Below are 25593 nucleotides of genomic sequence, written 5' to 3'. Positions count from 1 at the left end.
GGTCCGGCAACTGAGTCGGCGGTACCGAATCCGATGCGGTGTTGCTACCTCACCTCTTTGGCCAGGACGGCGACGGCGACTTTGCCCACCACCGTCGTCAGGACATAGTTGGTTGAGCTACTGAAGGCGACACCTACGCCGGCGGGAATCGCCTTGGCCATCGCCTTCTGGGTGAAGGTGATCGACACCCGCTTGAACAACTGCTTGATCGTGACCAGGGCCGGCCCTCGCAGGTACTGATAGACCAGCTTCTCGGCGATCTTCAGGACCGCCGCCTTGCCGCCCTTCGACGCCATCTGTTCTACCGAGCCCGCCAACGCGAGCACGAAAGCCAGATGCTTCTTGTCCTCATCGCTCAGCTCGGTCTCGTACACCTCGACCAGGCACATGCACATGTCGATCTGGAGCTTGAGTGCCGCGGCGATATCGGTGATACCGCCGCCCAGGACTGCGACCGCCGTCCCGACCCCTGGAATCACACTCGGGGCTGCGGTGACCGCGCCCGTGACTGCCGAAATTTTGGAGTACCGGCCGATTATCTTGGCCGCGATCCGGCGCTTGTCCTCCAGGCTCTCGGGCCCCCGCTTGAACTTGGCCTCGAAAGTGGCACGGTAGCCACCCACGAGCTTGGCGGCCGCCTCCGGTGTGATGGCGACCATCTCGACGGCCTTCTGAAGTCGATACTCTTCGAGCTCGTCCCCCGCGTGGTTCATTGTTCCCCTCCCGGTGCGTTGCGCCTCATGAAGAATGCAACCTGCGCCCCGGCCGGCACTTCGGGCCGGGGCGTACACATCAGACGTCGTCGTCCAGGCCTTCTTCGCGGCGGATCATCCGCCAGGCGGCCTTGCGGGCACTGCGGTCCAGACTGGACTTGAAGCCCTTGTCGGGGCCGAAGTACTGGCGGCCCATGCCCGCAATAGTGTCGATGTGGTCGGCCATCTTGTCCGCGAAGACGTTGTCGAAGACGAGGCCGAAGTTCTCCTCGTCGTTGACGACGGCCGCTGCCCGCACCTTCGGGTCGGCCTTGGCCTCCTCGAACGGGCGGATGACGTCCTGCTCGGTGAACTCGGTGCCGAAGCGTTCATTGAACTTGTCGATCAACTGCGAGAGCAGCGATTTCTCCGCTTCCTTGGCACCACCCGAGCCGTCGCCGAAGCCCTGCATCGTCGTCGGCCCCTCGGAAGTGAGGGAGACGTCGTACTCGCCGGTCTTCTCCACCCGCATGTGGCTGAGGTCGATCTCGCCGATGTCCACGCCGCCGTCCGCGCGGCGCGGCAGCCGGTTGAGCAGGTAGCGGCCGTAGAGGTGCAGTCGCTCCAACTCGGCGTCCTGGTAGGGGACGATCTGCGCGAGGAAGCCGTACTTCCTGACGTAGTCGTTGAGGGCGGCGCGGAAGTCCTCCGCGGCCTCCTGGTCCTCCGCGTCCTCGCTTTCGAGCAGTGGCGTGAAGCGGGCGACGGCGGGGGAGAGCTGCCGGTACAGCTCGGCGTGCAGCTTCTCCCACTTGGACTGTGAGCCCGCGGCCTTCTCCTTGGCGGCGAAATACGCGGCGGCGAACTCGTCCATCTCCTGCCCGGACAGGATCGCCGCCTGCATGACCCGGCTCTGCGCGGTGTAGAGCAGGTTGGGGTCGGAGGGGAGGGTGTTCGCCTCCTCGAAGTACGGGCGGAAGGACTCCTGTATGTCGTTTGCGTCGTTGACGAAGTCCAGGACCGCCAGGTCCGCCTGGCTCTTGCGCTCGGCGGTCCGGTTCAGCCGGGACAGGGTCTGGACGGCGGAGATGCCGGTCAGTGACTTGTTGACGTACATCGCCGTCAGCAGCGGCTGGTCGAAGCCGGTCTGGTACTTCTCCGCCACGACCAGGATCCGGTACTCCCGCTGGCCCGTACCGCCGGCCCGGGCGGCCTTGTCGTCGGCACGCGTGTACGCGAACGCCTTCGGCAGCGCGCTCTCCGACAGCCCGCCGTTCTCCTTCGGCTCGGTGGTCTCCTCACCGTCGACCGTGAGCGAGCCGGAGAAGGCGACGAGGACGCCGAGGTCGGGGTACTTGGTGTCGTAGTCCCGGTCCTTGAGGTAGCTCTTGATCGCGCGCGCCATCTGCACGGCGGACTGCCGGGAGGCGGTCACCACCATGGACTTGGCCCGGCCGCCGAGACGGCCCCGGCTGTGCGCCACGAAGTGCTCCACGATCACCTGGGCGTGCTGGGCGACCGTCGAGTCATGGGTGAGCGCGTACCGGGCGAGCAGGCCGTTCGCCTTCGACGGGTCGACCTCCCGCTCGTCGGGGTTCTGGTTCACCAGCTTCCAGTACGTGTTGTACGTGACGTAGTTCCGCAGCGGATCGAGGATGAAGCCCTCCTCGATCGCCTGCCGCATCGAGTACGTGTGGAAGGGCCGGTAGGCCGCCTTGCCGTCGATGTCCTGGAGCGTGCCGAACAGTTCGAGGGTCTTGGCCTTCGGCGTGGCGGTGAACGCGAAGTAGGAGAGGTTCGCGGCGCGGGAACGCTGCTCGGCCCGCTTCTTGAGCTGCTCGTCGAGGGTGGCGGCGGCCGGGGCCTTGACCGTGGTCGCGCCCGCGTCGTCCGAGTCGGAGTCCAGACCGAGGTCGCGCAGCGCGGACCGTACGGCGGTGGCGGCGTCACCGGACTGCGAGGAGTGCGCCTCGTCCACGATGATCGCGAAGCTGCTGCCCTGGATCTCCGTGGGGTTGCGCTGGAGGTAGTCCAGCAGCGCCGGGAAGGAGTGCAGAGTGACGGTGACGATCTTCCCTGTGTCGCGGGAGAGGGCCTTGGCGAGCTGCTCGCCCTTCGCCCCGTACTTCTCGTCGATCTTCACGACGAGGCCCGCGGTCTGCTCGAAGTTGCCGACCGTTTCCCGGAGCTGGGCGTCCAGGTTGCGGCGGTCGGTGATGACGATGACCTTGTCGAAGACGGGCACGCCCGGTTTGAGGCCCTTGGCGATGGCCTCGGGGTCGAGTTCGCGCGGGTCGGCCGGGGTGTGCAGGTCGCTGAGGCGGTGCGCGAGCCAGCCGATGGTGTTCGACTTGCCGGAGCCGGCCGAGGCCATGACCAGGTAGTCGTGGCCGGCGCCGTGGGTGGCGGCGTGCGCGGTGAGCTTCTTGACCGCGTCCCACTGCTGGAACCGGGGGAAGACCATCGTCTTCGTCGTGCCGCCGCCGGGCGTCTTGCTCTTGTGCAGGTGCACGAACCGCTGCAGCAGGTCGAGCCAGTTGTCCGGCCGCCAGACCTGCTCCCAGAGGTAGGAGGTCGCGTACGTGCCGTAGGCGGTGGGGGCCGGGTTGCCGGCGCCGCCGGGCTGCCCCGGTCCGTTGGACCCGGTGTTGAACGGCAGGAAGCGGGTGTTCTTTCCCTTGAGCTGGGTGGCGACGAAGACCAGGTCCGGGTCGACGGCGAAGTTCGCGACGACGCGGCGCGTGAAGATCAGCTCGGTGGGATCGCGGTCGGTGCGGTACTGCTCCTTGGCCTGCTCCACCCCTTGCTTGGTCAGCGGGTTCTTCAACTCGGCCGTGGCGACGGGGATTCCGTTGAGGAAGAGGGCGAGGTCGAGCCGGTTGCCCCAGTCGGCCTGCTTCGTCGCGTACTCGAGTTCGCGGACGACGGTGAGGCGGTTGGCCCGGTAGCCGTCCAGCACGGAGTCGTGGGCGACGAGGTTGGGCTTGAAGTAGGCGACGCGGAGCAGGACCCCGCGGTCCTTGACGCCGTTACGGAGGACGTCGAGGAGCCCGTTGGTGGCGATGGCCTGGTCAAGGCGGCCGGCGAACCCGCGCTGCGCCTCGTTCGGGTCGCCGCCGTAGACGGTGAGCAGCTCGCTCCACTCATCGGGCTGGGTCGCGCCGATGAAGGTGAAGAGTTCGTTGGTGTCCAGACCGATATCGGCCCGGTAGTCCTGCGGCCGCGCCTCGCGCCAGCCACGCTCGACCATGGCGGCGACGATGGCGTCCCCGAAGGCGGACTCCGTGTGGATGGGGCTCATGGCTACGCGGTAACTCCGTCCGTTACGTTGCGTCCGCTGGCGGTGGATACGTCGAACTGGCCGGTTACGGCGGCGGTGATGAGGGCTTGGCGGCGTTCGGCGAGGAGAGCGAGCTGTCGCTTTGCGAGCGTGGCGAGACGGAGACTCTTTTCTCTTCCAGCCTCAATTTCTGCCACGAGTCCATCCTGCTGTGTACGCGGCGGACAGTAGATGCGCAGCTTCAGACAGTCTCCAACACGCACGTGCTCGTGCAACGAACCTGCACCGAGGAGCCGCAATTGCCTGCCCATGTGTGATCCCAAGAAGTTGTAGAGCAACAGCTCTTTCTTGAGTACATTTTCATTTGCCCGATAGAGCATGATGCGCTGTCCGAGAAAGACCGAGGCGTCCGTGTGCAACATGCCTACCTGCCCGAGCGGGGCTTCGCGTGTGAAGAGGATGTCTCCGTTTCTGGGGGTGCCGCGACGATTCCACTCGATGAACACTCGACGTTCCACGGAGAAAGTCTCCGATAGATTTACTTCACCATTACGAATATTGGATGTTCGGATCATCCTGTATGGCGTCGCCTCCGTCGATGTTGGGGCTGTCTTGTTCACGCAGTCCACAATGGCGCTGCAGACAGCAGATGCCGGGACGGAGGATTCTGCGGAGAGCCCCATCAAAGCCTTGTCGATTACTGCTCGTGCCCGCTCAACTGCCAAATCCGACAACTTTTGGTAACGTTCAGCCAAGCGATCGATGCGGGCGGTCTCGGCGTCGAGGAAGTCGGCGATGCGGCGCTGCTGTTCCAGCGGCGGCAGAGGGACGGCGAGGTTGCCGATCTCGCTGGCGTTGATGGCCGGATAGCTCACGCCGGTCGACCTGGCGACAATATCGTCGACGAACGGCTGTGAGTGGCAATAATACCCGAGAAATCTACTCTCTATCTCCGGCCCGGCTTCCAGCACCGCGAACCCGGTAGAGAATACAAGCGGGTCTTGGCTGACGGGCACCGCTGCAATCGCGCGCAGATAGGTACGTACTGTTGACACAAGCACGGCACCATTGGGCGCTAGGCGACGAGCGCGCGAGGGCGCAGCCGCGAAGGTAACGTGCTCATTCGGGATATCGATATTCCCGATACCATCAACTCCGCTGATGTCGATGTACTTGAAAGTGTAGCCAGGGTCAGTGTCCTCCGGCAGAATTCGACGATTAATACGGGTTACATCTTTGATCCGATACGCGGTCATTCCGTCACCTCGCCCAACAGTGCCTGAATCTCCGCCTCCAGCGACTTCAACTCCGCGTCGATCTCTGCCAGCGGCCGCGGCGGCTCGTACACGTAGAAGTGCCGCGTGAACGGGATCTCGTAGCCGATCTTCGTCTTCGTGTGGTCGATCCACGCGTCCGGGACGTGCGGCAGCACCTCGTGCTTGAGGTAGTCCTCGACGTCCTCGCCGAGCGGGACGTTCTCGTAGTCCCGCAGGTCCGTGTCCGGTTCCGACACGCTCTTGACCTTCTGGACCTCGCCCTCCGGGTCCCGGATGCCGATCGTCTCCCGTACCGCCTTCGCGAACGGCGCTCCCGACGGCCACGTCAGGCCGGCCGTGACCACCGCGTCCTTGAGGGCGATGAACGCCTCGGACTTCGTCGGCCAGGACGAGCCGAGCAGCGTACGTACCGCCGCCACGAACTCCTCGCTCCGCTCCAGCTTGGCGACCGGCTTGGCCTCGGCCAGCGCGGCCAGGGTCTCCTCCGTGACCTCGAAGCGGAGCTTCAGCGGCCGCTCCACGGTGATGCGCTGGTAGCCGAAGTCCTCGTTGGCGAAGACCTTGACCTTGCCGTGCAGCGGGTGCTCGGGGTCCTTGGCGACCTGGGCGGCCTCCGCGTACAGCCGCGTGATGTCGCCGATGTGGTCGGGGCGGCCCTTCGTTCCGTCGCCCAACTCCTTGCGCTTGTCGCCCAGCGACTTGCGCATCTTCTGCCACTGGTCGCGCGCGTCGAGCAGGACGACCTTGCCCTTGTGGTCGGCGCTCTTGCGGTTGGTGAGGATCCAGAAGTACGTCGAGATGCCGGTGTTGTAGAAGAGCTGGTCCGGGAGGGCGACGATCGCCTCCAGCCAGTCGTTCTCCAGGATCCAGCGGCGGATCTTGGACTCGCCGGACTCGGCCGCACCGGTGAAGAGCGGGGAGCCGTTGAAGACGATGGCGATGCGGGAGCCGCCCCCGCCGTTCACGTCCACCGGCTTCATCTTCGAGATCATGTGCTGGAGGAAGAGCAGCGAGCCGTCGTTGATGCGCGGCAGGCCCGCGCCGAAGCGGCCGGCGTCGCCGAGCGAGGTGTGCTCGTACTCGACCTCCTCCTTGACCTTCTTCCACTCCACGCCGAACGGCGGGTTGGCGAGGATGTAGTCGAACTTCCGGCGCGCGTGGCCGTCGTCGGAGAAGGAGTTGCCGAAGCGGATGTTCTCCGGGTCCTGGCCCTTGATCATGAGGTCGGAGCGGCAGATCGCCCAGGACTCGGGGTTGAGCTCCTGCCCATACACCTCGACCGTTGCGTCCGGGTTGAGGGCCAGGATGTGGTCGTCAGCGGCGCTGAGCATGCCGCCCGTGCCGCAGGCCGGGTCCATGACCGTCCGGACGACCCCCGGCAGACTGAGGGCGTCCGCGTCGGGCGCCACCAGCAGGTTGACCATCAGCTTGATGACCTCGCGCGGGGTGAAGTGCTCACCCGCGGTCTCGTTCGACTGCTCGGCGAAGCGGCGGATCAGCTCCTCGAAGATGTAGCCCATGTTGTGGTTGGGCACGACATCGGGGTGCAGGTCGAGGTCGGTGAACCGGCCGATGACCTGGTAGAGCAGGTTCGCGCTGTCGAGCTTCCTTACCTGCTGGTTGAACTCGTACTTGTCGAGGACCTCACGGGCGTTGTCGGAGAACGCGCCGACGTAGATCTGCAGGTTCTTCGCCGCGTTCTGCGGGTCGGCCGCGATCTTCTTGAGCGTGAGGTCGCTCTTGTTGTAGAAGGAGTGGCCCGAGGCCTTACGCAGGAAGTGGTCGGTGTCGATCTCCTGGCCCACGAACCTGTCGACGGTCTCGGCGACCTTCTCTCGCGTCGGCTCCAGGACGCATTCCAGGCGGCGCAACACCGTGAACGGCAGGATGACTTTGCCGTAGTCGGACTGTCGGTAGTCACCGCGCAGGAGATCGGCGACGGACCAGGCATGGTTCGCCAGCTCCGTGTGCTTACTGCTGTTCAAGAGGTCCCGGCTTCCTTCCGAAGAACACCGTCCGGGCGTGGGACGGCTGGGATTCAGTGTGGTCGTGTGCGGTGGGACTCGTGGGGCGTTTCAGACAGAACGGCTGCCGGAGGCATTCGGGCCGGCCGGTGGCAGGAGTACGCCGGCGGTCAGGCCGGTGGTCAGGGTGGCCGCGGTGTCGGCGGCGAGGTCGGCGGTTCGGCGGGCGGCCGCGCGGAGCTCGTGTACGCGGCGGAAGGCCTCCCCGTAGCGCCGCTGTTCCTCCAGGGGCAGCAGCGGTACGCGCAGGCGCCCCGGTGTGACGTGCACGAGGCTGCTGCCGGTCGACGCGGAGGCGATGTTGTCCTCGGCGCCGAGGAACCCGGCCAGGAACCACGGGTCGAGGCGGGCGGGGTCGGGGCGCAGGAGGTGGATGTGCTGACCCAGCAGGGCTCCGGCGTCCCGGTCGTCCGCCACCCGGGTCATCGCGGCCGCGTCGCCGCCGCCCGCGACGGCGCGTACGAGGACGTCCCCGGCGGCTACGGGTTGCGCGGCGTCCGTGTGGATGTCGACAGCCGTGCCGGACGGCGGGTTTCCGGCCGCGATGTCGCGGGCGGCGAGGACCGGCCGCTCCACGGCGGGGCCACCGGAGCCCTTGGAGCCTCGTGTGCCGGGCGCCGCCGCCCTCAGCACGGTCAGGGCTCCGCCGCGTGCCAGGTCGGAGACGGTCGCCGTACGCCACTCGCGGGCCGAGGCCCCGGACGGCTGCCACCCGCCGGAGATGGAGGAGGCCGCCAGCGCGGTCACCTGCTCGGCCAGTTGCTCGTGCAGGTCGTCAACGCGGCGGGCCAGGGCCGCCGGGTCGATGTCGGCCGCGGTCGCCCGGACATGGCGGGCCGGGGTGACGTCGACGACGTCGTCGAGGAGGTCGACGAGCGGCACCGCGCGGGCGACGCCGGGCTCGTCGGCGTAGGCGTCGGGTGCGGCGGTGAATGCGGCCCACTGACCGAGGACCCGGTCCGTCAGCCCCGCCCAATCGAAGGAGGCGGCGGAGGAAGAGGCGGCGGAAGAGGACGAGCCGGAGCGGCGGAGGCGTGAGCCGCCACGGGTGCTGGCGTCAGCCGTGGCCGTGGCCGTGTCGGTGGCGGACGCCGTGCCCGGGGCACCGTCCCGCTGCTCGCCCTCCCCGTCGACGAACAGCACCGTCATACGGTCCGTGCCGCCCGGCTCGGGGCGTTGGAACACCCAGATCTGCAGGCTGATGTGGAGCGGATACGCGGCACGCGCCGGAAGCGAGACGACGGCGCGCAGGGCCCCGGCGCGGATGAGTTCCGCGCGGACGCGGCGGCCGGAGGAGCGGAAGGCGAGCGCGGGCGGCAGCAGCATGACCGCGTAGCCGCCCGGCTCCAGGTGCGCGAGGGCGTGCTGCACCCAGGCCAGTTCGGACTCGAAGCGCGGCGGAAGTCCGTACGCCCACCTCGGGTCGTAGGCCAGCTCGTCGTGACCCCAGTCCCGGTCGCCGAACGGCGGGTTGCACAGGACGGCGTCCACGATGACGTCGGGAAAGGCGTCGCCGCGCAGGCTGTCGCCGACGCGGATCGCCGACTCGGCCTCGGGGGCGGAGAGAAGTAGCCGGACCGCGGTGCGCCGGCCCTGGACGGGGAGCGAGTCCTGCCCGAACAGCTCCCGAGCGCCCCGCCGGGCGGCGCCAGCCAGGAGCGTGCCGCTGCCGCAGGCGGGGTCGAGGACGCGGGACGCCTCGGCGGGCAGGAGCCGGGCCATGAGCACGGCCAGGCCCTCCGGGGTCTGGTAGACGCCGCTGGCCGCGCCCTCGTCCAGTTCACGTTCGGCGAGGACGTCGACGGCGGCCTGTGGCCCCGCCTCACGGACGCAGCCCAGCAGCGCGCGGACCGCGTCCGCGTCGTCCGGACCGTAGCGGACCGGCTCGGCCTCGGGCACGGCGGCCGGAAGCTCGCGCGCGGTCTTCTCCGCTCGGGCGATCAACTGGTCGTCGGGCAGGGCGGCGAGTTCGGCCAGCTCCTCCGGGGTGCGGCGGGACGCGCCGGCCGCCAGCGGGAACAGTCGCGCGGCCACTCCCGAGCCGGGTCCCAGCAGTCGGAGCGCCGTACGTAGTTCCTCGGTCGGCGAGGCGGTGGAGGTGTGCCCGCGGCCCCGCAGCCATGCCTGGACGGCCGGCAGGTCGTAGAGCGGGCTGGATTCCGTGCCTGCGCTGGGAGCCGGAAAGTCGTCGTGGCGGCGGCGCCAGTTGCTGACGGTGGCGCGCGTGACTCCTGCGATACGGGAGATCTCGGCGGCCGTCACATGCGCTGAGGGCGCCGGTTGGGCTGGTGGCTGCTGGGGCATGGCGTGGGGCTCCGCACCTCTCGGGCCAGTCGGGCAGGGACGGTTAACACACTACAACAGTCGTCAAATTCGTCAAGCCGTTTGACAGTGCTTTCAGTGTCATGCTTATCTAGTCATGGTTCTGAGTGGAAGCGTGAGCTAACTGCGCAACCGCACTGTGGACCCCCCGACGCGAACGCCGGGGCGCCATCCGCACTCACCGCGTGCCGGTGTCCGCCCCGCCCTCCGAACGAGCATCCGGCCCCCGGGAGACGCACATGACCGTGACGGAACAGTTCCAGCGCAACGCGGACGAACCCACCGACCCCGCTCGGCCGAACCCTGCCGATCAGCCCCCGCCCCTGGCCGATCTGGTACGGACCCGTCTGGACGAGGCGGCACTCCCCGATTCCGTGAAGGTGCTGCTGAAGGAGGCGCTGGGCGGGAACGAGACCCGTGGAACCTCCCCGGCCGGCCGGATCTACCTCGGCTCCCTCGCCGTCAACGGCTTCCGCGGCATCGGCCCCCGTGCCCGGCTGAGCCTCAGCCCCCGCCCCGGCGTTAACCTCGTCGTGGGCCGCAACGGCTCCGGCAAGTCCAGCCTCGCCGAAGCCATCGAGGTCGGCTTCACCGGCACCCGGGCCCACCGGCCGGGCCAGGACGCCACGCGCGGCGGCCACTGGTACAACCTCCACAACGCCGACAGCCCCAAGATCGAGCTCAAGCTCGCGATCGAGGGCGACACCGGCAACAGCACCCTCACCCGCACCTGGGCGAGCCAGGAGTTCGGCAGTTCCGAGGCCACCTTCAAGCGCCCGGGTCACGGGACGGTCCCCGTGGCCGACGCCGGCTGGGACACGGCCCTCGCCGACCACCGGCCGTTCCTCTCGTACACCGACCTCGACCTCATGCTCACCGGCAAGCCGTCCGAGCGGTACGACGCGATCGCCACCATCCTCGGCATGGAGCTGCTCTCCACCGCGACCAACCGGCTGAGCGTGCGGGAGAAGGCCCTCGCGTCCGTCGCGAAGGAGATGAAGGACGCCCTCCCCGGCCTGAAGGAGTCCCTCTACACGCTGGAGGACGACGACCGCGCCGTGCGGGCCCTGCTCGCCGTGGACACCCCGGGCGCCCCGGACCTCGACACCATCGACGCCCTCGTCGCCGGTCTCCCCCCGGCCGACGACAGCCGGCTCGCCGAGCTCCGGATCGAGGCCGGGGTGCAGGGGCCCGACCTGGCGGAGGTCGAGGAGGCCGTCCGGCGGCTGCGGAACGCCCTCGCCGACGTGGAGGACCTGCACGGCACCGACGCCGAGAACGCCCGGCTGCGCGCCGACCTGCTGGAGAAGGCCCTCGCCCACGCCGACCGGCACCCCGACGACGACGTCTGCCCGACGTGCGGAACGGAACGGGTCCTCGGACGGGAGTGGTACGAGCGTGCCTCCCGCCAGGCGGCGGAGCTGCGCCACGAGGCGAAGTCCGCCGAGGACGCGCACAACGCCGTCCGGACCGCCAAGCGAAACCTCCACAACCTCATCGAGAACCCGCGGCAGATCCCCGTCGCACTGGCCGACCCGTGGAAGGTGTGGACCGACTGCCGGCAGATCACCGAACCCACCGAGCTCGCCAGGTGCGCCGAAGAAGCCGCCAAGGTCCTCGCCGACGCCTGCGACACCGTCAGGAGGCACGCGGCCCACGAGCTGGAAAAGCGCGACGAGCGGTGGCGTGCGCTCCTCACCCGGCTCGCGGCCTGGGCGGACAAGGCGCGCGAGACCGAACGGGACAAGCCTCTGCTGAGCGGCCTCCGGAAGGCGCTGAAGTGGCTCAAGGACCTCTCCACCGAGCTGCGGGAACAGCGCATGGAACGGTTCACCGACGCCACGCAGGACATTTGGCAGCGCCTGCGGCAGGAAAGCAACGTCGACCTTGCGGCCGTCAGCCTGATGGGCAGCGAGAAGGCGACCGTCCGCAAGCTCGTCATGGCGGCCTCCGTCGACGGCCAGGACGCCCCGGCGCTCGACGTCATGAGCCAGGGCGAGCTGCACTCCCTCGCGCTCTCCCTCTTCCTGCCGAGGGCCACGACCGCGGACAGCCCGTTCGGCTTCCTCGTCATCGACGACCCCGTGCAGTCCATGGACCCGACCAAGGTGCACGGACTCGCCCAGGTGCTGCACGAGTTGGGCAGGCACCGGCAGATCATCGTCTTCACCCACGATCCCCGTCTGCAGAAGGCGTTCACCGACCAGGAGCTGCCGGTCACGGTCTTCCAGGTGACGCGGGGCGAGGGGTCCCGGGTGAAGGTCGACTGCGTCGACGACCCGGTCAAGCAGGCCATCGGCGACGCCCGGGCCATCGCCGCCACTCCTGGCCTTCCCCCCGAGACGTACCGCCACGTGCTGCCCGGCCTGTGCCGGATCGCCCTGGAGAACGCGTTCCTCGAAGCCGCGTGGATCCGCCACCACCGCACCGGCGGCTCGGAGCACGACCTCCAGACCGCGATCGACAGCACGGAGAGGTTCCGGGAGGTCGCGGCCTTCGCCCTCTTCGGCGACGTGAGGCGCGGTGACGACGTCACGGGGGAGGTGCTCCGCCGCTACGGAAGCTCGGCATGGTCGCTGATCCAGCAGTGCCAGAAGGGGGCCCACCCCAGCGGCGCCTCAATCCCCGACCCGCAGCGCTTCGTCTCGGACGTGGAGGACCTGGCGCAGAAGATCCGCAAGCCGGAGGTGACCGCATGACCACCCCTGTCCCCGCGTCCGTCGAAGGCCTGCTGCTGACGGCCGACCGCCTCCTCGACGGCGAACTCGCCGACGCCACTACCGCCGGCCGGCACCGCGGCGCCTGCCTCGCATTGCGGACCGCACTGGAGCTCTCCGTCGACCAGGTGCTGGACGCCGTGATGCCCGGTCTGCCCCGCACCACCGGGCGCGCCAAGCTGCTCCTGCTGCACTCCGTCGCGCCGGCCGAAACGGCCCGGCGGGCGAAGGCCCTCTGGTCCCAGCTGAGTCTGGGATGCCACTACCACCTGTACGAGCTCGGACCCACGTACGACCAGGTGCGGGTCTGGCGGGTCGAGGCCGGCGGTCTCGTTCAGGAACTCGGCAACTGATCGTTCGTCACCGTCCGTTTTCTGATAGTTGTTTCACGGGGTACGGGCACATGCCCGTGGCGGTGTCCCCCGGCACCGCAGGGAGGACGCACATGAGCACCACCACTCGGGACGAGACCCTCGCCGGCGAGCAGCGGGCGGTGGACCACGCATACGACTGCTACACGACGAAACTGGCTGAACTGAGCGGCACCTCGGCGGCCACCGCCTCGGCGAGCGGCAAGGACGGGATCGCCAACCGGGCCGAAGCGGAGGCGCGGGCGGAGGCCTACGGAGGTCTGGGGGACGAGGCGCTGGTCTTCTCCCGCGTCGACGCCCCGGAGGACCCGGGCGGGCAGCCCCGGCCCTGGTACATCGGGCGCCGTGGGGTGAAGGACAGCGACAACGATCCGGTTGTCCTGCTGTGGACCAGCCCCCAGGCGAAGACCTGGATCGAGACCCGGCCCGAGAGCCCGGGCGAGGTGGTCCTGCGCCGGCAGCTCCGCTGCGTACAGCGCATCGTCGAGGGCTACTTCGACGAGATCTCCCCGGCGGCACCCGCTCCCGTACCCGTACCCGAGCCCGTCGGCGTACCCGAGTCCGCCGACGTACCGGTGCCCCGCCGGGCCGCCGACGACAGCGTGGCGGAGGAGGCGGACGCGTCCCCCGCCCCGGAACGTACGACGGCCCCCACGCCCGGCGATGTCGTACGACGGCAGCGGCGTAAGGCACCCCAGCCGGACGACTTCCTGCTGCAGGAGCTCCAGCGGTCGCGCGGCGGCCGGATGAGGGACATCGTCGAGACCATCCGCCGTGACCAGATGGCGCTGGTCACCGGCTCGCCCTCGGACATCCTCGTCGTGCAGGGCGGCCCCGGTACCGGCAAGTCGGCGGTCGGTCTCCACCGGGTGACCTGGCTCGTCAACAACGAGCACTTCAAGGCCCAGGACATCCTCGTCATCGGCCCCCACCAGCGGTTCCTCGACTACGTCGGCCAGGTCCTCCCCACCCTCGGCACCCGGGATGTCAACGCCGTCCAGCTGGACCGCCTGTGGGAGGGCGAGATCCTCGGTGTGGACTCCGCGAAGGCGCGTCTGGCGAAGTCGGGGGAAGGCATGGCGGCCGTACTGCGGCGCCGGGTCGAGAGCGACTACCGGCCCGAGGCCCTCGACGCCCTCACCGTCGCCCCCTCCTACGAGGGCGACGAGCCCGGGGTCGTCGTCACCGCCGGCAGTACGACCCTCCGCGTGCCGAAGTCCGAGGTCCTCGTCCTCCTCGACCAGGCTCACGCCGGCGACGGGCCCTTCCGGGAGCGGCGGGACCGCTTCCGCGGCCTGTTCGTCGACCGGCTTCTCCAAGAGCTCGCCGATGTCGCACCGCGCCGCGGACAGGCCGGTACGATCCGCCGCGACCTGGAGCGCAACCGCCGGGTCGAGCGCCTCGTCGAACGCGTCTGGCCGTCCCCCGGACCCCGGGAGGCCCTGCGCAGCCTCTACGACTCGGCCGACCTCCTGCGGGACTGCGCCGATGGCATCCTCGACGAGGACGAGCAGACGGCCCTGCTGCGGGCCCGCGCCGCCAGCGCCGACGCCGACCCGTGGACGCTCGACGACCACGTCTGCCTCGAAGAGCTTCGCGTGCTGATCAGCGGCGAGACACCGCCGCGATACGGCCACATCGTCGTCGACGAGGCCCAGGACCTCACGCCCATGCAGGCCCGCTCCCTGCGGCGGCGCTGCGCCGTGGGCGGCTCCATGACCGTCCTGGGCGACCTCGCGCAGGCGACGGGCGCCCACGTCCCGACGAGCTGGGACCTGCTCGGCGCACTCCTCTCCGACCACGGCGACTGGAGCGTGGCTCAGCTCACCACCAGCTACCGCGTCCCCGCCGAGATCATGGAGTTCGTTGCTCCGCTCGCACAGGCGATCGCTCCGACCCTGCCGTACCCGCGGGCTGTTCGGGGGGCGGGAGCGGACGCCGTACAGACCGTGGCGACCGAACCGTGGAAGCTGCTCGACGACACCGTCGCCCACGTGGCACGACTGATGGACACCAGTGATGGCAGCACCCCTCGCTCCGTGGCCGTCATCGTTCCCGACGACTCAGACTGGCTGGACGCGATCAGCCGCAGGATCGCCGCGGATGGCGACATCGGTGAGCGGAACCGCGAGGCTGTCTCCGTACTGGCCGCCGCGCAGGCCAAGGGAATGGAGTACGACCACGTCCTGGTCGTCGAGCCCGCGACGATCGCCGACCGTGGTCCGGCCGGGCTGCGCCAGCTGTACGTGGCCCTCACCCGCAGCACCCAGAGCCTGACCGTCCTGCACACCGCCGCGTTGCCGGAGGCGCTCACTACCTCCGCGGACGACGCCGAACCCGCGGCACCGGACGTCCGGCCTGCGGGCGCGGCGGAAAGCCATCCCCGGATCGGCAGCGATGTCCGGGTCGAGGTCGTGGGCCACGTCTCCGGTGGTCGGTACAAGGTCAGGCCGCTGTCTCCGGTGATCGACCGGCCGCTGGTGCTCACCGTCCGCCAGGGCTCGGTTCCCCCGCGCCGGGGTGACGAGCTGGACTGTTGGGTGTTCGCGAACGACACGAGTCAGACGGTGCTCACCGCCGATCAGCGTGGCCGGTCGCCCGTCTCGGAACGGATGGCGGGGCGCTACCTCGCGGCGCTGGACGTGCTGGGAGAGCTGACCGGCAGCGACGGCGACGTTCCCGACGCCCGCAGCCGCCTCTCCGAACTCCAGGGCATGGCCAACCGCATCCTTCGCCGGGACCAGGCCGACTGGGTCGATGTACTTCATCTGTTCTGTGATCCGGACAGGGAGCGACTCGGAGTTCTTCGAGACCTGGCCGCGACAACCAACCGTGCGCTCAAGGAGGGCACTTTCAACGCAGGCCGGCTCGCGGAGGGGCTGGATGCCTCCGGCTGGGCAGGGCCCCTCGCTGCAGCGCGGCGAGAGCTCCAGGAGCGCTTCAGCCTGGCGACGAAGCCGAACTCTGACCGTGCGACCCCCGTCGCCCCGACGCAACCAGATCAGAAGGAAGAGGTGCAGATGACCACCGCGGACACCGCCGCCGCAACACCGGCTGCGACCACGAAGGACGGTTTCCTCCGCGCGTTGGAAGCGGCTGCCGTGGCCGACCGTACGTGCAAGAAGCACGAGGCGGTCCGTCATGCGCTGAAGGCATCACTTCTCTGGGCGGACCTCCAGCCGGCCGACTCCCCGGTCGTCGACGTCAGCTGCGTCACCCAGCACGGTCTCTTCCTCTACGAGGCCCTGGGCGCAGGCTGCTCCACCTATGCGGACCTGCGATCGGGCGCGACCCGCCTCCTCGAGATCAACCACACGCTGCCCGCGCCGGCCGACGGTCTCTACCTTGCCCTCTCCGAACCGCCAACCGAAGACTGGTCTGTGGACACGATTCGCGATGTCTTCCGTGTCAATGTCATCTGGCGCAGCCCGACCGGCTGGGGCGGCGACAACGCGCACACCGCCTTCGGCTCCTCCGGGGTGACCAATCACCAGTAGCCTTCGTTCAGTTCTCGCCTGCGCCTGCTGGAGCAGGCGAAGCAGGTGACACCGCAGGGTTGGGAGTGAAGCCGAGCAGTTCAGACGCCCTGATGAAGTGCTGGCCCCGGCAACCAGGGGCACAACTCGCAGGCGCTCAACAAAGAGAGATGGGGCTCTCGGGAATCCGCCCCTCGATGTATCCGGTGGTCAGCGGGACGATGCCCTCAGGGTGGATCTCCCGCCTCCTCTGCGTAGGTCTGCGACGCCCCATCGAGAGTGCGTGGGTGATCTCTGCTCGATTGCCGCCCCCTCGGTGTCGCTGATGCGGACGATGAAAACACGTGCCGCCGTCACGCGGTCGAACTCCCAGTTGTGGACGGCGCGCGACTGCGGAGTCCGTAGACGGAGCCGAAACGTGGATTCGCCGATCCGAACTGCTCGTCCAGGAACCGGATGGCCGATTCCATGAACTGTGCTCCGCTCGGCATGCGGACTTGCGGGACGGTCCAGCCACCGCAGCACCCGCCGCACAGCAGGAGTCGGCGGAGGCCATTGACCTGGTCCTGAAGCAGATGGAGCAATTCGCCAGCGAGTGGTCTGCGAACGGCACCCCGGACACCTGACCCCGAGTGGCAATCAAGAAGCCTGGTACGACGAGGCGGTGGCCCCTCTCGTACCGGTCTTCCTCGTTCTTGGGACCTGGTTCCCGGGCGGTGGAACCTCGGGCGCCAGCACCCCCGCTGAGCCGACGCCCCAGCCAGGAGGGTGGGGCTGATCTTCAGGGCCGCCTTGGTCGTCCGGTCCCTGCCGCCGGGTGACACCGCAGCATTCGCCGACCGAAGCGCCGCGCCTGCCCTTGCCAGCCATTTGCCTCAGCCGAGGAGTGAGATCAGCGTTCACGCCGCAGCGATACCCGCACACTCATGTCGTCATCGCGGTCAAGGAACAAGCCTGACCCGTTCACGCTGGTGAGGTACGGAACCTCCACACCTAGACCGAGAACTTTCGGCTCACCCGTGCTGGTCGTCAGGTTCAGCTCCGCTACGACCGCTTCCACGCCGCCAGCCGCCGACTTGTCCTGGACCGCCCCGTAGGCCGTGCCGTCGTCGCGGATCGAGGCGAGCACGATCGTCTTGCGGTCCCCGTCACCTTCCAGGCAGATCCCCTTGCCGAGCTTCAGATCGAAGACAACAGGCCCGGCTGCCAGGTAGCGGCGGTCCGGCGAAGTGATCACGGGGTAGTCGCGAGCCTTGTTGGAGCCCGGGACTTTGTACGCACAGGTCATGCTGGCCTGCAGCCGGCCCGTTCGCACATCGTGCACCGACCACAGCGGGGCGTTCGGAGCGCCGAACGTGCCGCCTGTCGACCAGCCCGCGAGGATGTGGCCACCGGCGACGCCGTACACATCGCCATTCCACGAGCCGACAATGCCCGTCTTCGCTTCGACGCCACTCGGACGTACGGCGTCACTGAACCAGCGGCCCGGAATGCCGAAGCCTCCGGTACCCATGCCTACCAGTGGGCCGTCTGCTGTGGCCGCCACCACGCGGCTGCTGGCGCAGGCCACCGTCGTCGCGCACTGAGAAAGCATGCCGTCCGGCTTCTCGTACGCGTCGACCTTTCCGGTCGCCACGTCCACCGCTGCAGCCGAACGGGGAAAGGCGTCACTATCGCCCCAGGCGACGAGGATCCGCCCACCCGTCAATCCCACACGCACTTCACCGGGGTCAGCCGAGACGGGGACGTCGATCTCCCGCAGCGGCTTGACCGAGGTGCCCGAGGCATCGGCGGCATACACGGCGAGCCGCACCACCTCAGCCCCCTCGTGGAGAGAATCCTTGCCCCGCATTCCGTGCGCGTAGGCGAGCACGTACTCGCGCCCGTCCTGCTCGACCGCCATCACGTCCGGGATCTCCCCCGCCCGACCGGATTCCGCGTCGCCCTCCGCACCTTTGATCGGCGTGGGCGGGTTCCAGGGCCCGGAGATCCAGCGAACCTCACCGGTGTCGGCGGCACGCGCCTCGACGGTGTACCCGTTGGAGGCGGCGTGCATCATGGCAATCACACCCGAGCGCGGTGCGGCAGTCACGGGAATCGTCCGCACCACGCCTGGAACCCAGTTCAAGGTGGCATCCCAGCCCTTGGCCGGGTCGTAGGCCGACGGCACCTTCAGCTCCGCAAGCGGCTTGGCCTTGTGGCCCGACTGAGGGATCCCGTTCTTGTCTTGGGCTCGGCTGTCACCGCTGCCGCCGCTACAGCCCGCCACCAGGACTGCCGCCAACACGACCCCGCCCACCGACCTGGCCACACGCATGCCGCTCTCCTTCTTCGCCCCCGTGGCCCCTCAGAGGCGCCCGTGATCATGCGTTCGGCGACGCTACCAGGGCTGACTACACACCCATTGCCGAGGATCACTCTCCGCTGGCGATCAGCAGCACGTTCACCTGGTCATCTGGCCGGCTCCATGAAAGGGGCGTCGGTGCGCCCGGCTTAGAAGCCACGCACAGGTTGGCTGATACGAGCCGGTGTGTGGCGGGGAGCTGACCTTGACCAGGGTCCGTGAGAGCTGGTCCGCTTATGCGCGATAGGGCGTCGGATTCGGGGGTTGCGTTCGTGACCAGAGCTACAGCTGGAAGGCTGTGCCGCGCCACAGGCGGCCAGCCCGAACGGATCAATCCCTGCTCCGTCAAGACGACCCACGTATGAGGCTCCGGCGGGGGATTTCCGTTGCCGTCGTGGCCGCCGGCGGAGCCGTTACGACCATGCTCGTGGGGCTCGTCACCAACGCGGTGTCCGAGTCGGAGTGGCCCGGTTGGCTGGGGTGGTTGCAGCAGCATGGCTGGTTCTCGTTCGCTTTGCTCGGCGGGGCCATGGTCGGGCTGGCGGTGCTGCTTGCCGCGCTGTCGGAGTCGGGGGCGTCGGAACGCCGCGCTGAGCCGACGCCTCAGCCAGAGGAAGGGACGGTGCCTCCGGGTGCTGCCCTCGTGCTGCGGTCCCTGCCGCGCGACACCACCGCGTTCACCGACCGGACCGCCGAGCTCGAGGCGCTGGTGCGGTCCGTACGGAACTCGCAGGAGAGCGGCGAGGCGCTGCCTGTTCATGTGATCGACGGAATGCCAGGAGTCGGGAAGACGACGTTCGCCGTACATGCAGGACATGTGCTGTCGGAGCGGTTCCCGGACGGCCAGCTCTTCGTGAATCTGAACGGGCACACGACGGGAAGGCCCCCCGTACAGGCCACGGAAGCGCTCGCATCGTTGCTGGCGGCGACCGGACTGCCGGCGCAGCGGATCCCTGTCGGCGACGACCTGGGTGCGGTCACCGAGGCGAGGGCGGCCATGTGGCGGAGCCAGCTCGCGAACAAGAAGGCACTGCTCATCCTCGACAACGCGGCCAGCTATCGCCAGCTGGAGCCCTTGCTCCCCGGTGGGAGCGACTGTCTCGTGCTGGTGACGAGCCGGAAGCGGTTGGCTGCGTACGAGGAGGTGGTCCTGCCAGTGGAGGCGTTGCCGGCGGAGCATGCGGTCGACCTGTTCGTACGCCTCAGCGGGCGATCGGCGGAGTCGCTGGATCGGTCCGTCCTCGAGCAGTTGGTGGAGCTGTGCGGGTACCTGCCACTGGGGGTGTCGTTGCTCGCCGCGCGGCTGCGCCATCGCCCGTCGTGGAGCGCCGAGGATCTCCGTGCGCGTCTGGTCACCGCCGGGGACCGGCTGGGAGAGCTCCGAGCTGGGGAGCGCGCGGTCGCCGCGACGTTCAGTCTGTCCTACCAGGACCTCACACCTGAGCGGCAGCACTTCTTCCGGTGTCTCGGCCTCTACCCTGGAACCGAGCTCGATGCTTTCTCCGGGGCCGCGCTCGGCTCGGTCTCGGTGGCGGCGGCACGCGAGGGACTCGACACGCTCTACGACGCCCATCTGATCGAGGAGCACCCGGGGAGCCGGTTCCGGCTTCACGACCTCCTACGCGACTATGCCCGCGGTCTCGCCGACGAGGGAGGCAGCATGGCCCCTGTTCATGCCGTTCAGCGCGTGTGCTCCTACTACCTGGCCGTCCTCGCTGTCGCGAACAGACACATTGCCCGCAACGGCGCCTCTACACCGAATTCTCCGGATGGCGCCGCCCAGGTCGAGACCCCTCCCATCGATTCACGTACGGCGGCTCTCGGCTGGCTGGAGGACGAGCGGGCCAACGTCCTGGCCTGCATCCGAAGGGCAAACGATCTCGCGCTGCACGAGTTGGTGATCCACATGGCTGCGGCGATGGCGCCCTTCCTGCGGCAGGCCGGGCCCTGGGACCAAGCCGTTGGCCTCCACCGGACCGCCGCCGAGGCCGCCCGGCACACCGGCGACCGGCGGGCGCTGGCCAACGCGCTGGCCGAGCTCGGAGTCGTACGGCGCTTCATGGCGGCGTACCCCGAGGCCATCGAGGCACTGAACGAGGCGGTGACGGAGTACGAGGCGGTCGGCGAGAAGCGAGGCAAGGCTGACGCTCTGAACCAGGTGGGCATCGTCTGGTACATGACCGCGGACAACGACGCCTCTGCCCGGGCGCAGACCGAGGCCCTCGCGCTCTATCGGGAGATCGGCGACCGTCTCGGCCAGGCGAACGCGCTCGCGGACCTCGGCATGGTGCGCCGGCAGACCAGCCAGTTCGACACAGCGGTGGCGGCACAGACCGAAGCGCTGGCGATCTACCGGGAGCTGGGCGACCGGTACGGAGAGGCCAACTCACTGCGGGACCTTGGCGTCGTGCACAGTCTCCTGGGCGAGTATCAGCTGGCTGAGCAGCGCCACCGTGAGGCATTCGGCATCTACCAGGAACTCGACGACCGAGTCCACCAGGCGTATGCCCTCAACGAGCTCGGAGTCGTACGGCGCCTGACCGGCGACCTCACCGGGGCGCGGGAGGCTCACACCCGGGCGCTGGAGTACTTCACCGAACTCGGCGAACGGTTCGGCCGCACGAACAGCGTTCGCTACCTCGGGGTACTGGACCGCATGGACGGGAACGTCGTCGAGGCGATCCGGTCATTGGATGACGCCCTGGACTCGTACCGCGATCTCGGCAGCCGTGGCGGCGAGGCCGCCTCGCTGGGCGAGCTGGGTGCGGCGCGCGGGGTCGCCGGCGAGCGGGACGGTGCCGTCGAGTCGTTCCGGCGGAGTCTGGACATCCTCCGAGAACTCGGCGACCGGTGCGGTGAGGCGGAGGTCCTGAACCACTGGGGGACGCTGCTGCACTCCTCCGGTGACTGGGCTGCCGCCCGCGGACTCTTCGAGCAGGCGCTGGGGCTGGCCCGCGACATCCGCTGCCCGCTTGAAGAGGCACGGGCTTTGGAGGGGATCGGCCGTTGCGACTGGACGGCCGGCGAGCGGGCGCGGGGCGAAGGGGCGCTGCGTGAAGCGCTCGATGTGTACCGACGATTGGGCGTGGGCGGGGCGGCAGATGTCGTCGAGCGGGTACTTGCGTCGCGGGCCGAGTAGCTGGGCACGTGGCCGGATTCGATATGTCGCCGAGGGTAGCGGCGCTGCTACCTTGCGGGCTGGTCTGCCGCCTCAATCGCCGTTGCACTGCCCCGAGGAGCGTCGAATGCCGTCACGTACGCCCATTCCCGCACCGCATGCTCCGGCGCCTGTCGTCGCGGAGTCCATCAACGGTTCGGTCGTCCTGGATCGTGTCGCCGTCCGCGTACGGCAGCGGCTGGCGGCCGAGCAGACGGCGTCGAACCACGCCGGCGAGGGTGGTCACCACGCTTCGCTGATCTGGACCTGGCCTCTTTGAGCCGTTCCGCTTGATGACACCGCGCGCGGACGTTGCCCCCTTTCGGTCGTTCATCCTCAAGGTTGCCAATCGCTGCAACATCGACTGCGACTACTGCTACGTCTTCAACTCCGCTGACCAGGCGTGGCGGCACCTGCCTGCTCGGATGAGTGCGGACGTGGCCCGGGCGGCTGGGCTGCGAATCGGTGAGCACGCAGCGGTGCACGGCCTGCGGAGCGTGCACGTCGTGCTGCACGGTGGTGAGCCGTTGCTCGCCGGCCCCCGGCACATGGCAGACCTGCTCGGCGCCGTACGGGAGGGTGTTCCGGCCGGTGTGGCGGTCCGTTTCGAGCTTCAGACCAACGGGACGCTCCTCACGGAGCCGTGGCTGGACCTCTTCGAGCGGTACGAGGTCGTCGTGGGCGTCAGCCTCGACGGACCGCCGACCGCGAATGACCGGCATCGGCTGACACACGCCTCGCGATCGAGCGCCGCCTCGGCCGTACGAGGCATCGAACTCCTGCGTTCCCGGCCGCACCTGTTCGCAGGGCTGCTCGCCGTCGTCGACCTGGCCAACGACCCGGTCGAGGTCCACGACTACCTGGCGTCGTTCGAGCCGCCTGTGATCGACTTCGGTCTGCCGCATGGAACGCACGACGAGCCGCCGCATCGCGACGACCCGAGTGTGCCCGAGTACGGGTTGTGGATGAGCCGCGTCTACGACGCCTGGCTCGCCCGGCCGGAGCAGCGGCACAGTGTGCGGATGCTGGAGGACATCGTGGCGCTGAGCTCCGGGGTGCACAGCTCGGTGGAGTCCCTCGGCCTGGCCCCGCCGACGAGCATCGTGATCGAGTCGGACGGCACGATCGAGGGCGTGGACACCCTGCGGTCCGTCGAGGAAGGCGCCTCCTGGCTGGGACGCGACGTCTTCAGCCAGTCCTTCAATGAGGTCCTTCACCATCCGAAGCTCCTGCACCGGCAGAACGGGAAGGCCGCGCTCGCCGATAAGTGCCAGAGCTGTCCTCTGGTGGAGGTGTGCGGTGGGGGCTATCTACCGCACCGCTTCAGCACCGACCGCGGCTACCGAAACCCCTCGGTCTACTGCGCGGATCTGGAGTACCTCATCCGGCATGTTCAGGGCTCCCTGCGCCAGCACGGCTGGGCTCCTCAGGCACTGACGCCCCCGTAGCCAAGAGCCGTGCCGCCACGCCAGGATCACGTATTGCAACGGACGAGTGAAGCGATGAAAGAGCGACAGGAGATGTCGATGACCGTGACGATCCGCCCCGCCGAAAGGCGCGACACCGTGGCAGTGGCCGATCTGATCGAGGAGATCGAACGGTTCTACGGATCGACCGAGATCCAGCCGTTCGAGGAGCGCCGCTCCCAGGTGGAGGAGGCGCTCTTCGGCTCCCCGCCATTGGCGTCCGCTCTCTTGGTCGAGGACGAGGCTGGTGATCTCGTCGGGCTCGCCGCCTACTCGTTCCTCTGGCCGGCAGCCGGCTCCTCCCACTCGCTGTTCCTCAAAGAGCTCTATGTCCGCGGCACCCTCCGTCGCCAGGGCATCGGCGCCCGCCTCATGGACGAGCTCCGCGCCCTGGCCTCAGCACGTCCTGGATGCAGCCGGGTCGAGTGGATGACGGACCACGACAACCCCGGCGCGCGCGCCTTCTACAAGTCGTTGGGGTTCGCGGAGTTCGACGGGAAGATCGTCTACCGTGTGGACACCGGTACGACGTGAGGGTGGGGCGGGGCCGTGAAGGAATGGCGTTGCGAGCGCTGCGACTTCATCATCGGGCTGGGCTGTGCGTGCCCGCCCGATGGATCCGCGCCAAAAGCCCGCCCAGCGACCTCGCCCCGGCAGGAGTGGCGACGCTTCCCTGCGGACACGATTCTGATCTCACCGACGCAGTACGCGCACATTCCTGGAGCCTGTACCCATCTGACCGAGGAACTGGTGACCGCCCCGCGCTGGGGATGGATCCTCACACCTCCGGCCGGGCTGTGGCACCGGTTGAGCAGTAGCTATCCGGCCACCGCGACCGGGGGAAACGTCACACGGCAGGCGATCAGGCGGTGCGAGGAGTGCCAGACATCGCTTGCGTGACGAGCTGCCTTGGATTGTGCTGGGAGTGGTCGCATGGATTGCCGCAGGCGCGGGGCCTGGGGGTTCTGATGGGCCGGCGTCCTGGCGACGAAGGCCGACTGGACCGGCCTTCCCCCTGCCGGGGCCCGACCGGTTGACGTGCACGGTGGCTTCGTACGGGCGTCAGTCGACCCCTCTCAGGTAGACGCGGCTGCTCCGTTCGTCGATCTGCGCCACCGCGACCTTGAGCCAGTTCAGGTCGCCCTTGCAGGGAGCGCACACCTGCCCCTCCCTGACCTTGGGAAGCGAATCCGGTTCCGGCAGCCCCAGGCGTGCGAACGGCGTGGCCGGTGTTGCCTCCGCGGCGAAGGGCTGCTCGCGCAGTCTGAGGGGCTGCTCCGGCTTCAGCTGGGTGAGGAAGGAGTCCACGGCTTCCGCAGGCAGGACGAAGGACAGGATCAGCCCGTCGTCCTGGAATCCCCTGCGGTGCGCCGCGACGGCACCGGTCGCCGTCGAGGGGATCTCCACGTGCAGGGTCCGGGCGACAGACTCGGTGGTGGCCCCCTCGACCCAGTCGGACGGGCCCGGGGCTGCCGCGCGGCCGCCCTCCCCGCCGCCACCGCCGGAGCAGCCGGCGGCGAGCGCAGCGAGCACTATCGCCGCCACGGCGAGCACCGGGGAGCGCCCCGGAGGGTGCGCGGGGATCATCAGGCCGCCTCGTTGCGGCCGATGTCCGTGCGGGTGCCGTCCCGCCCGGTGTCCTCGGGCGCCAGCCAGGAACCTCCTGCCGAGAGGTTGTGCTGCTGTACCGAGCTGCTTCCGCGCATGTCGAACTCCCTGGCCAGTCCTGTCGTGTGCATGCGGGCCATGTCGGCATCGGTGACGGTAGTCGGCCCGATCGGTGCGTTTCTCACAGCGTGATCCTGCCCGAGGCGGGCGGTCCGTGCGGGCTTGCTCGGATCGGGCGGGCTCACGTGCACATGGACGCCCGCAGGTCCGGCGTGTGTCGAGGCCGGCCCGCTGTGGGGAGACGCAGACCTGAAGGTCGGCTCGTAGGCGGATCGCGCAGCAGATCGGCCTTCAGCGCCAGGCGCGAAGTCGAACTTCCGGCACCGGCTCGCCCGCGACAGACCGCGGTACGCAAGCGGCTCGGGCAAGGCGTATCACCCCGAGCCGAGCCGAGCCGAGCCAGCCGGCCCGGCCACGTTCAGTGGCGCATGGAAGCAGCTCAGCCGCCCGCGGCCGCCCGCCGGACGGGCACGCACGGTAGGGAGGGGTGTGGCCGAGCCGGGTGACGGGCTTCGCGTCGGTGGCGGGGCGGTCAGGCGCGGATGGCCGGGAAGAGGGTGTCCTTGACCTCCTGCCAGCGTTCCACGATGTCGGTGCGGTGGTGCAGGGCGTCCGAGATGTGCTGGACGCCGAAGAAGGCGGCCACGACCACCCGTGCGACCACCTCGGGGGTGCAGCCCGGGCGCAGTTGACCCGCCGCTGCCGTGGCAGACGACGATGTCGGGTCGGTGCTCGGACAGGAGCCCGCGCGCGGCGACCGGGCCGCTGCACGACCAGACCGGGCCGACCGAGGGGATGT

16 protein-coding genes are annotated in these 25593 nt (G+C 69.0%); 7 read left to right on the top strand and 9 right to left on the bottom strand.

Annotation, left to right across the window (positions count from 1 at the left end):
* Positions 1-44: 44 nt before the first annotated feature.
* From OG444_RS16840 to OG444_RS16820, 5 genes are all read right to left on the bottom strand, one after another.
* Positions 45-713 carry a hypothetical protein gene (locus OG444_RS16840; RefSeq protein ID WP_327262956.1) on the bottom strand — a complete coding sequence of 223 codons (669 nt, stop codon included), beginning with the start codon at positions 711-713 and terminating at the stop codon, positions 45-47.
* 79 nt (positions 714-792) lie between these two features.
* Complete coding sequence (locus OG444_RS16835) at positions 793-3993, bottom strand: type I restriction endonuclease subunit R (RefSeq protein ID WP_327262955.1); 3201 nt, start codon at positions 3991-3993, stop codon at positions 793-795.
* Between the two features lie 2 nt (positions 3994-3995).
* On the bottom strand, positions 3996-5228 hold the full coding sequence (locus OG444_RS16830) for a restriction endonuclease subunit S (protein WP_327262954.1): 1233 nt from the start codon (positions 5226-5228) through the stop codon (positions 3996-3998).
* On the bottom strand, positions 5225-7234 hold the full coding sequence (locus OG444_RS16825; protein WP_327262953.1) for a type I restriction-modification system subunit M: 2010 nt from the start codon (positions 7232-7234) through the stop codon (positions 5225-5227). Before OG444_RS16825 ends, OG444_RS16830 begins: the two co-directional genes overlap by 4 nt.
* A 90-nt stretch (positions 7235-7324) precedes the next feature.
* Positions 7325-9535: an N-6 DNA methylase gene (locus OG444_RS16820; protein ID WP_327262952.1), complete on the bottom strand. Its 2211-nt coding sequence runs from the start codon at positions 9533-9535 to the stop codon at positions 7325-7327.
* Positions 9536-9834: 299 nt separating this feature from the next.
* Here OG444_RS16820 and OG444_RS16815 point away from each other — a divergent pair, with 299 nt between their 5' ends.
* The 3 genes from OG444_RS16815 to OG444_RS16805 all read left to right on the top strand — a co-directional run bounded on the left by OG444_RS16815 (position 9835) and on the right by OG444_RS16805 (position 16180).
* On the top strand, positions 9835-12294 hold the full coding sequence (locus OG444_RS16815) for an AAA family ATPase (RefSeq protein WP_327262951.1): 2460 nt from the start codon (positions 9835-9837) through the stop codon (positions 12292-12294).
* Complete coding sequence (locus OG444_RS16810; protein WP_327262950.1) at positions 12291-12665, top strand: hypothetical protein; 375 nt, start codon at positions 12291-12293, stop codon at positions 12663-12665. Before OG444_RS16815 ends, OG444_RS16810 begins: the two co-directional genes overlap by 4 nt.
* A 92-nt stretch (positions 12666-12757) precedes the next feature.
* Entirely contained in the window at positions 12758-16180 is a 3423-nt protein-coding gene (locus OG444_RS16805; protein WP_327262949.1) for a HelD family protein, read from the top strand.
* Positions 16181-17051: 871 nt separating this feature from the next.
* Here OG444_RS16805 and OG444_RS16800 read toward each other — a convergent pair.
* Positions 17052-18476, bottom strand: a complete 1425-nt coding sequence (locus OG444_RS16800) for a hypothetical protein (RefSeq protein ID WP_327262948.1) — start codon at positions 18474-18476, stop codon at positions 17052-17054.
* 388 nt (positions 18477-18864) lie between these two features.
* Between OG444_RS16800 and haaT the strand changes: the two genes are divergently transcribed.
* The 4 genes from haaT (at position 18865) to haaN (ending at position 23660) form a co-directional block, all read left to right on the top strand.
* Complete coding sequence (haaT, locus tag OG444_RS16795; protein WP_327262947.1) at positions 18865-21642, top strand: cyclophane-containing RiPP biosynthesis TPR protein HaaT; 2778 nt, start codon at positions 18865-18867, stop codon at positions 21640-21642.
* Between the two features lie 106 nt (positions 21643-21748).
* Positions 21749-21940 carry a HaaA family cyclophane-containing RiPP peptide gene (gene haaA / locus OG444_RS16790; protein WP_327262946.1) on the top strand — a complete coding sequence of 64 codons (192 nt, stop codon included), beginning with the start codon at positions 21749-21751 and terminating at the stop codon, positions 21938-21940.
* Between the two features lie 13 nt (positions 21941-21953).
* Positions 21954-23108, top strand: a complete 1155-nt coding sequence (locus tag OG444_RS16785; protein WP_327262945.1) for an FxsB family cyclophane-forming radical SAM/SPASM peptide maturase — start codon at positions 21954-21956, stop codon at positions 23106-23108.
* Positions 23109-23186: 78 nt separating this feature from the next.
* Complete coding sequence (gene haaN, locus OG444_RS16780; protein WP_327262944.1) at positions 23187-23660, top strand: cyclophane-containing RiPP N-acetyltransferase HaaN; 474 nt, start codon at positions 23187-23189, stop codon at positions 23658-23660.
* Positions 23661-24188: 528 nt separating this feature from the next.
* On the opposite strand, the gene OG444_RS16775 is transcribed toward haaN, so the two are convergent.
* From OG444_RS16775 to OG444_RS16765, 3 genes are all read right to left on the bottom strand, one after another.
* The gene (locus OG444_RS16775; RefSeq protein ID WP_327262943.1) at positions 24189-24713 is read right to left on the bottom strand and encodes a hypothetical protein; all 525 of its coding nucleotides are present in this window, start codon (positions 24711-24713) and stop codon (positions 24189-24191) included.
* Positions 24713-24919: a hypothetical protein gene (locus OG444_RS16770; RefSeq protein ID WP_327262942.1), complete on the bottom strand. Its 207-nt coding sequence runs from the start codon at positions 24917-24919 to the stop codon at positions 24713-24715. The genes OG444_RS16775 and OG444_RS16770 overlap by 1 nt, the downstream gene beginning before the upstream one ends.
* A 407-nt stretch (positions 24920-25326) precedes the next feature.
* Positions 25327-25458: a hypothetical protein gene (locus OG444_RS16765; protein ID WP_327262941.1), complete on the bottom strand. Its 132-nt coding sequence runs from the start codon at positions 25456-25458 to the stop codon at positions 25327-25329.
* Positions 25459-25593 lie beyond the last annotated feature (135 nt).

The organism is Streptomyces sp. NBC_01232 (genome assembly GCF_035989885.1).
Classification (GTDB): Bacteria; Actinomycetota; Actinomycetes; order Streptomycetales; family Streptomycetaceae; genus Streptomyces.
Note: the sequence above shows the minus strand (reverse complement) of the source record. Positions and strands in the feature narration are given on the sequence as shown.

Coding starts and splice junctions, on each gene's coding strand:
- OG444_RS16835 (WP_327262955.1), bottom strand. CDS start 3,993: ATGAGCCCCATCCACACGGAGTCCGCCTTCGGGGACGCCATCGTCGCC.
- haaN (WP_327262944.1), top strand. CDS start 23,187: ATGACCGTGACGATCCGCCCCGCCGAAAGGCGCGACACCGTGGCAGTG.
- OG444_RS16840 (WP_327262956.1), bottom strand. CDS start 713: ATGAACCACGCGGGGGACGAGCTCGAAGAGTATCGACTTCAGAAGGCC.
- OG444_RS16800 (WP_327262948.1), bottom strand. CDS start 18,476: ATGCGTGTGGCCAGGTCGGTGGGCGGGGTCGTGTTGGCGGCAGTCCTG.
- OG444_RS16775 (WP_327262943.1), bottom strand. CDS start 24,713: ATGATCCCCGCGCACCCTCCGGGGCGCTCCCCGGTGCTCGCCGTGGCG.
- OG444_RS16830 (WP_327262954.1), bottom strand. CDS start 5,228: ATGACCGCGTATCGGATCAAAGATGTAACCCGTATTAATCGTCGAATT.
- OG444_RS16785 (WP_327262945.1), top strand. CDS start 21,954: ATGACACCGCGCGCGGACGTTGCCCCCTTTCGGTCGTTCATCCTCAAG.
- OG444_RS16805 (WP_327262949.1), top strand. CDS start 12,758: ATGAGCACCACCACTCGGGACGAGACCCTCGCCGGCGAGCAGCGGGCG.
- haaA (WP_327262946.1), top strand. CDS start 21,749: ATGCCGTCACGTACGCCCATTCCCGCACCGCATGCTCCGGCGCCTGTC.
- OG444_RS16815 (WP_327262951.1), top strand. CDS start 9,835: ATGACCGTGACGGAACAGTTCCAGCGCAACGCGGACGAACCCACCGAC.
- haaT (WP_327262947.1), top strand. CDS start 18,865: ATGAGGCTCCGGCGGGGGATTTCCGTTGCCGTCGTGGCCGCCGGCGGA.
- OG444_RS16810 (WP_327262950.1), top strand. CDS start 12,291: ATGACCACCCCTGTCCCCGCGTCCGTCGAAGGCCTGCTGCTGACGGCC.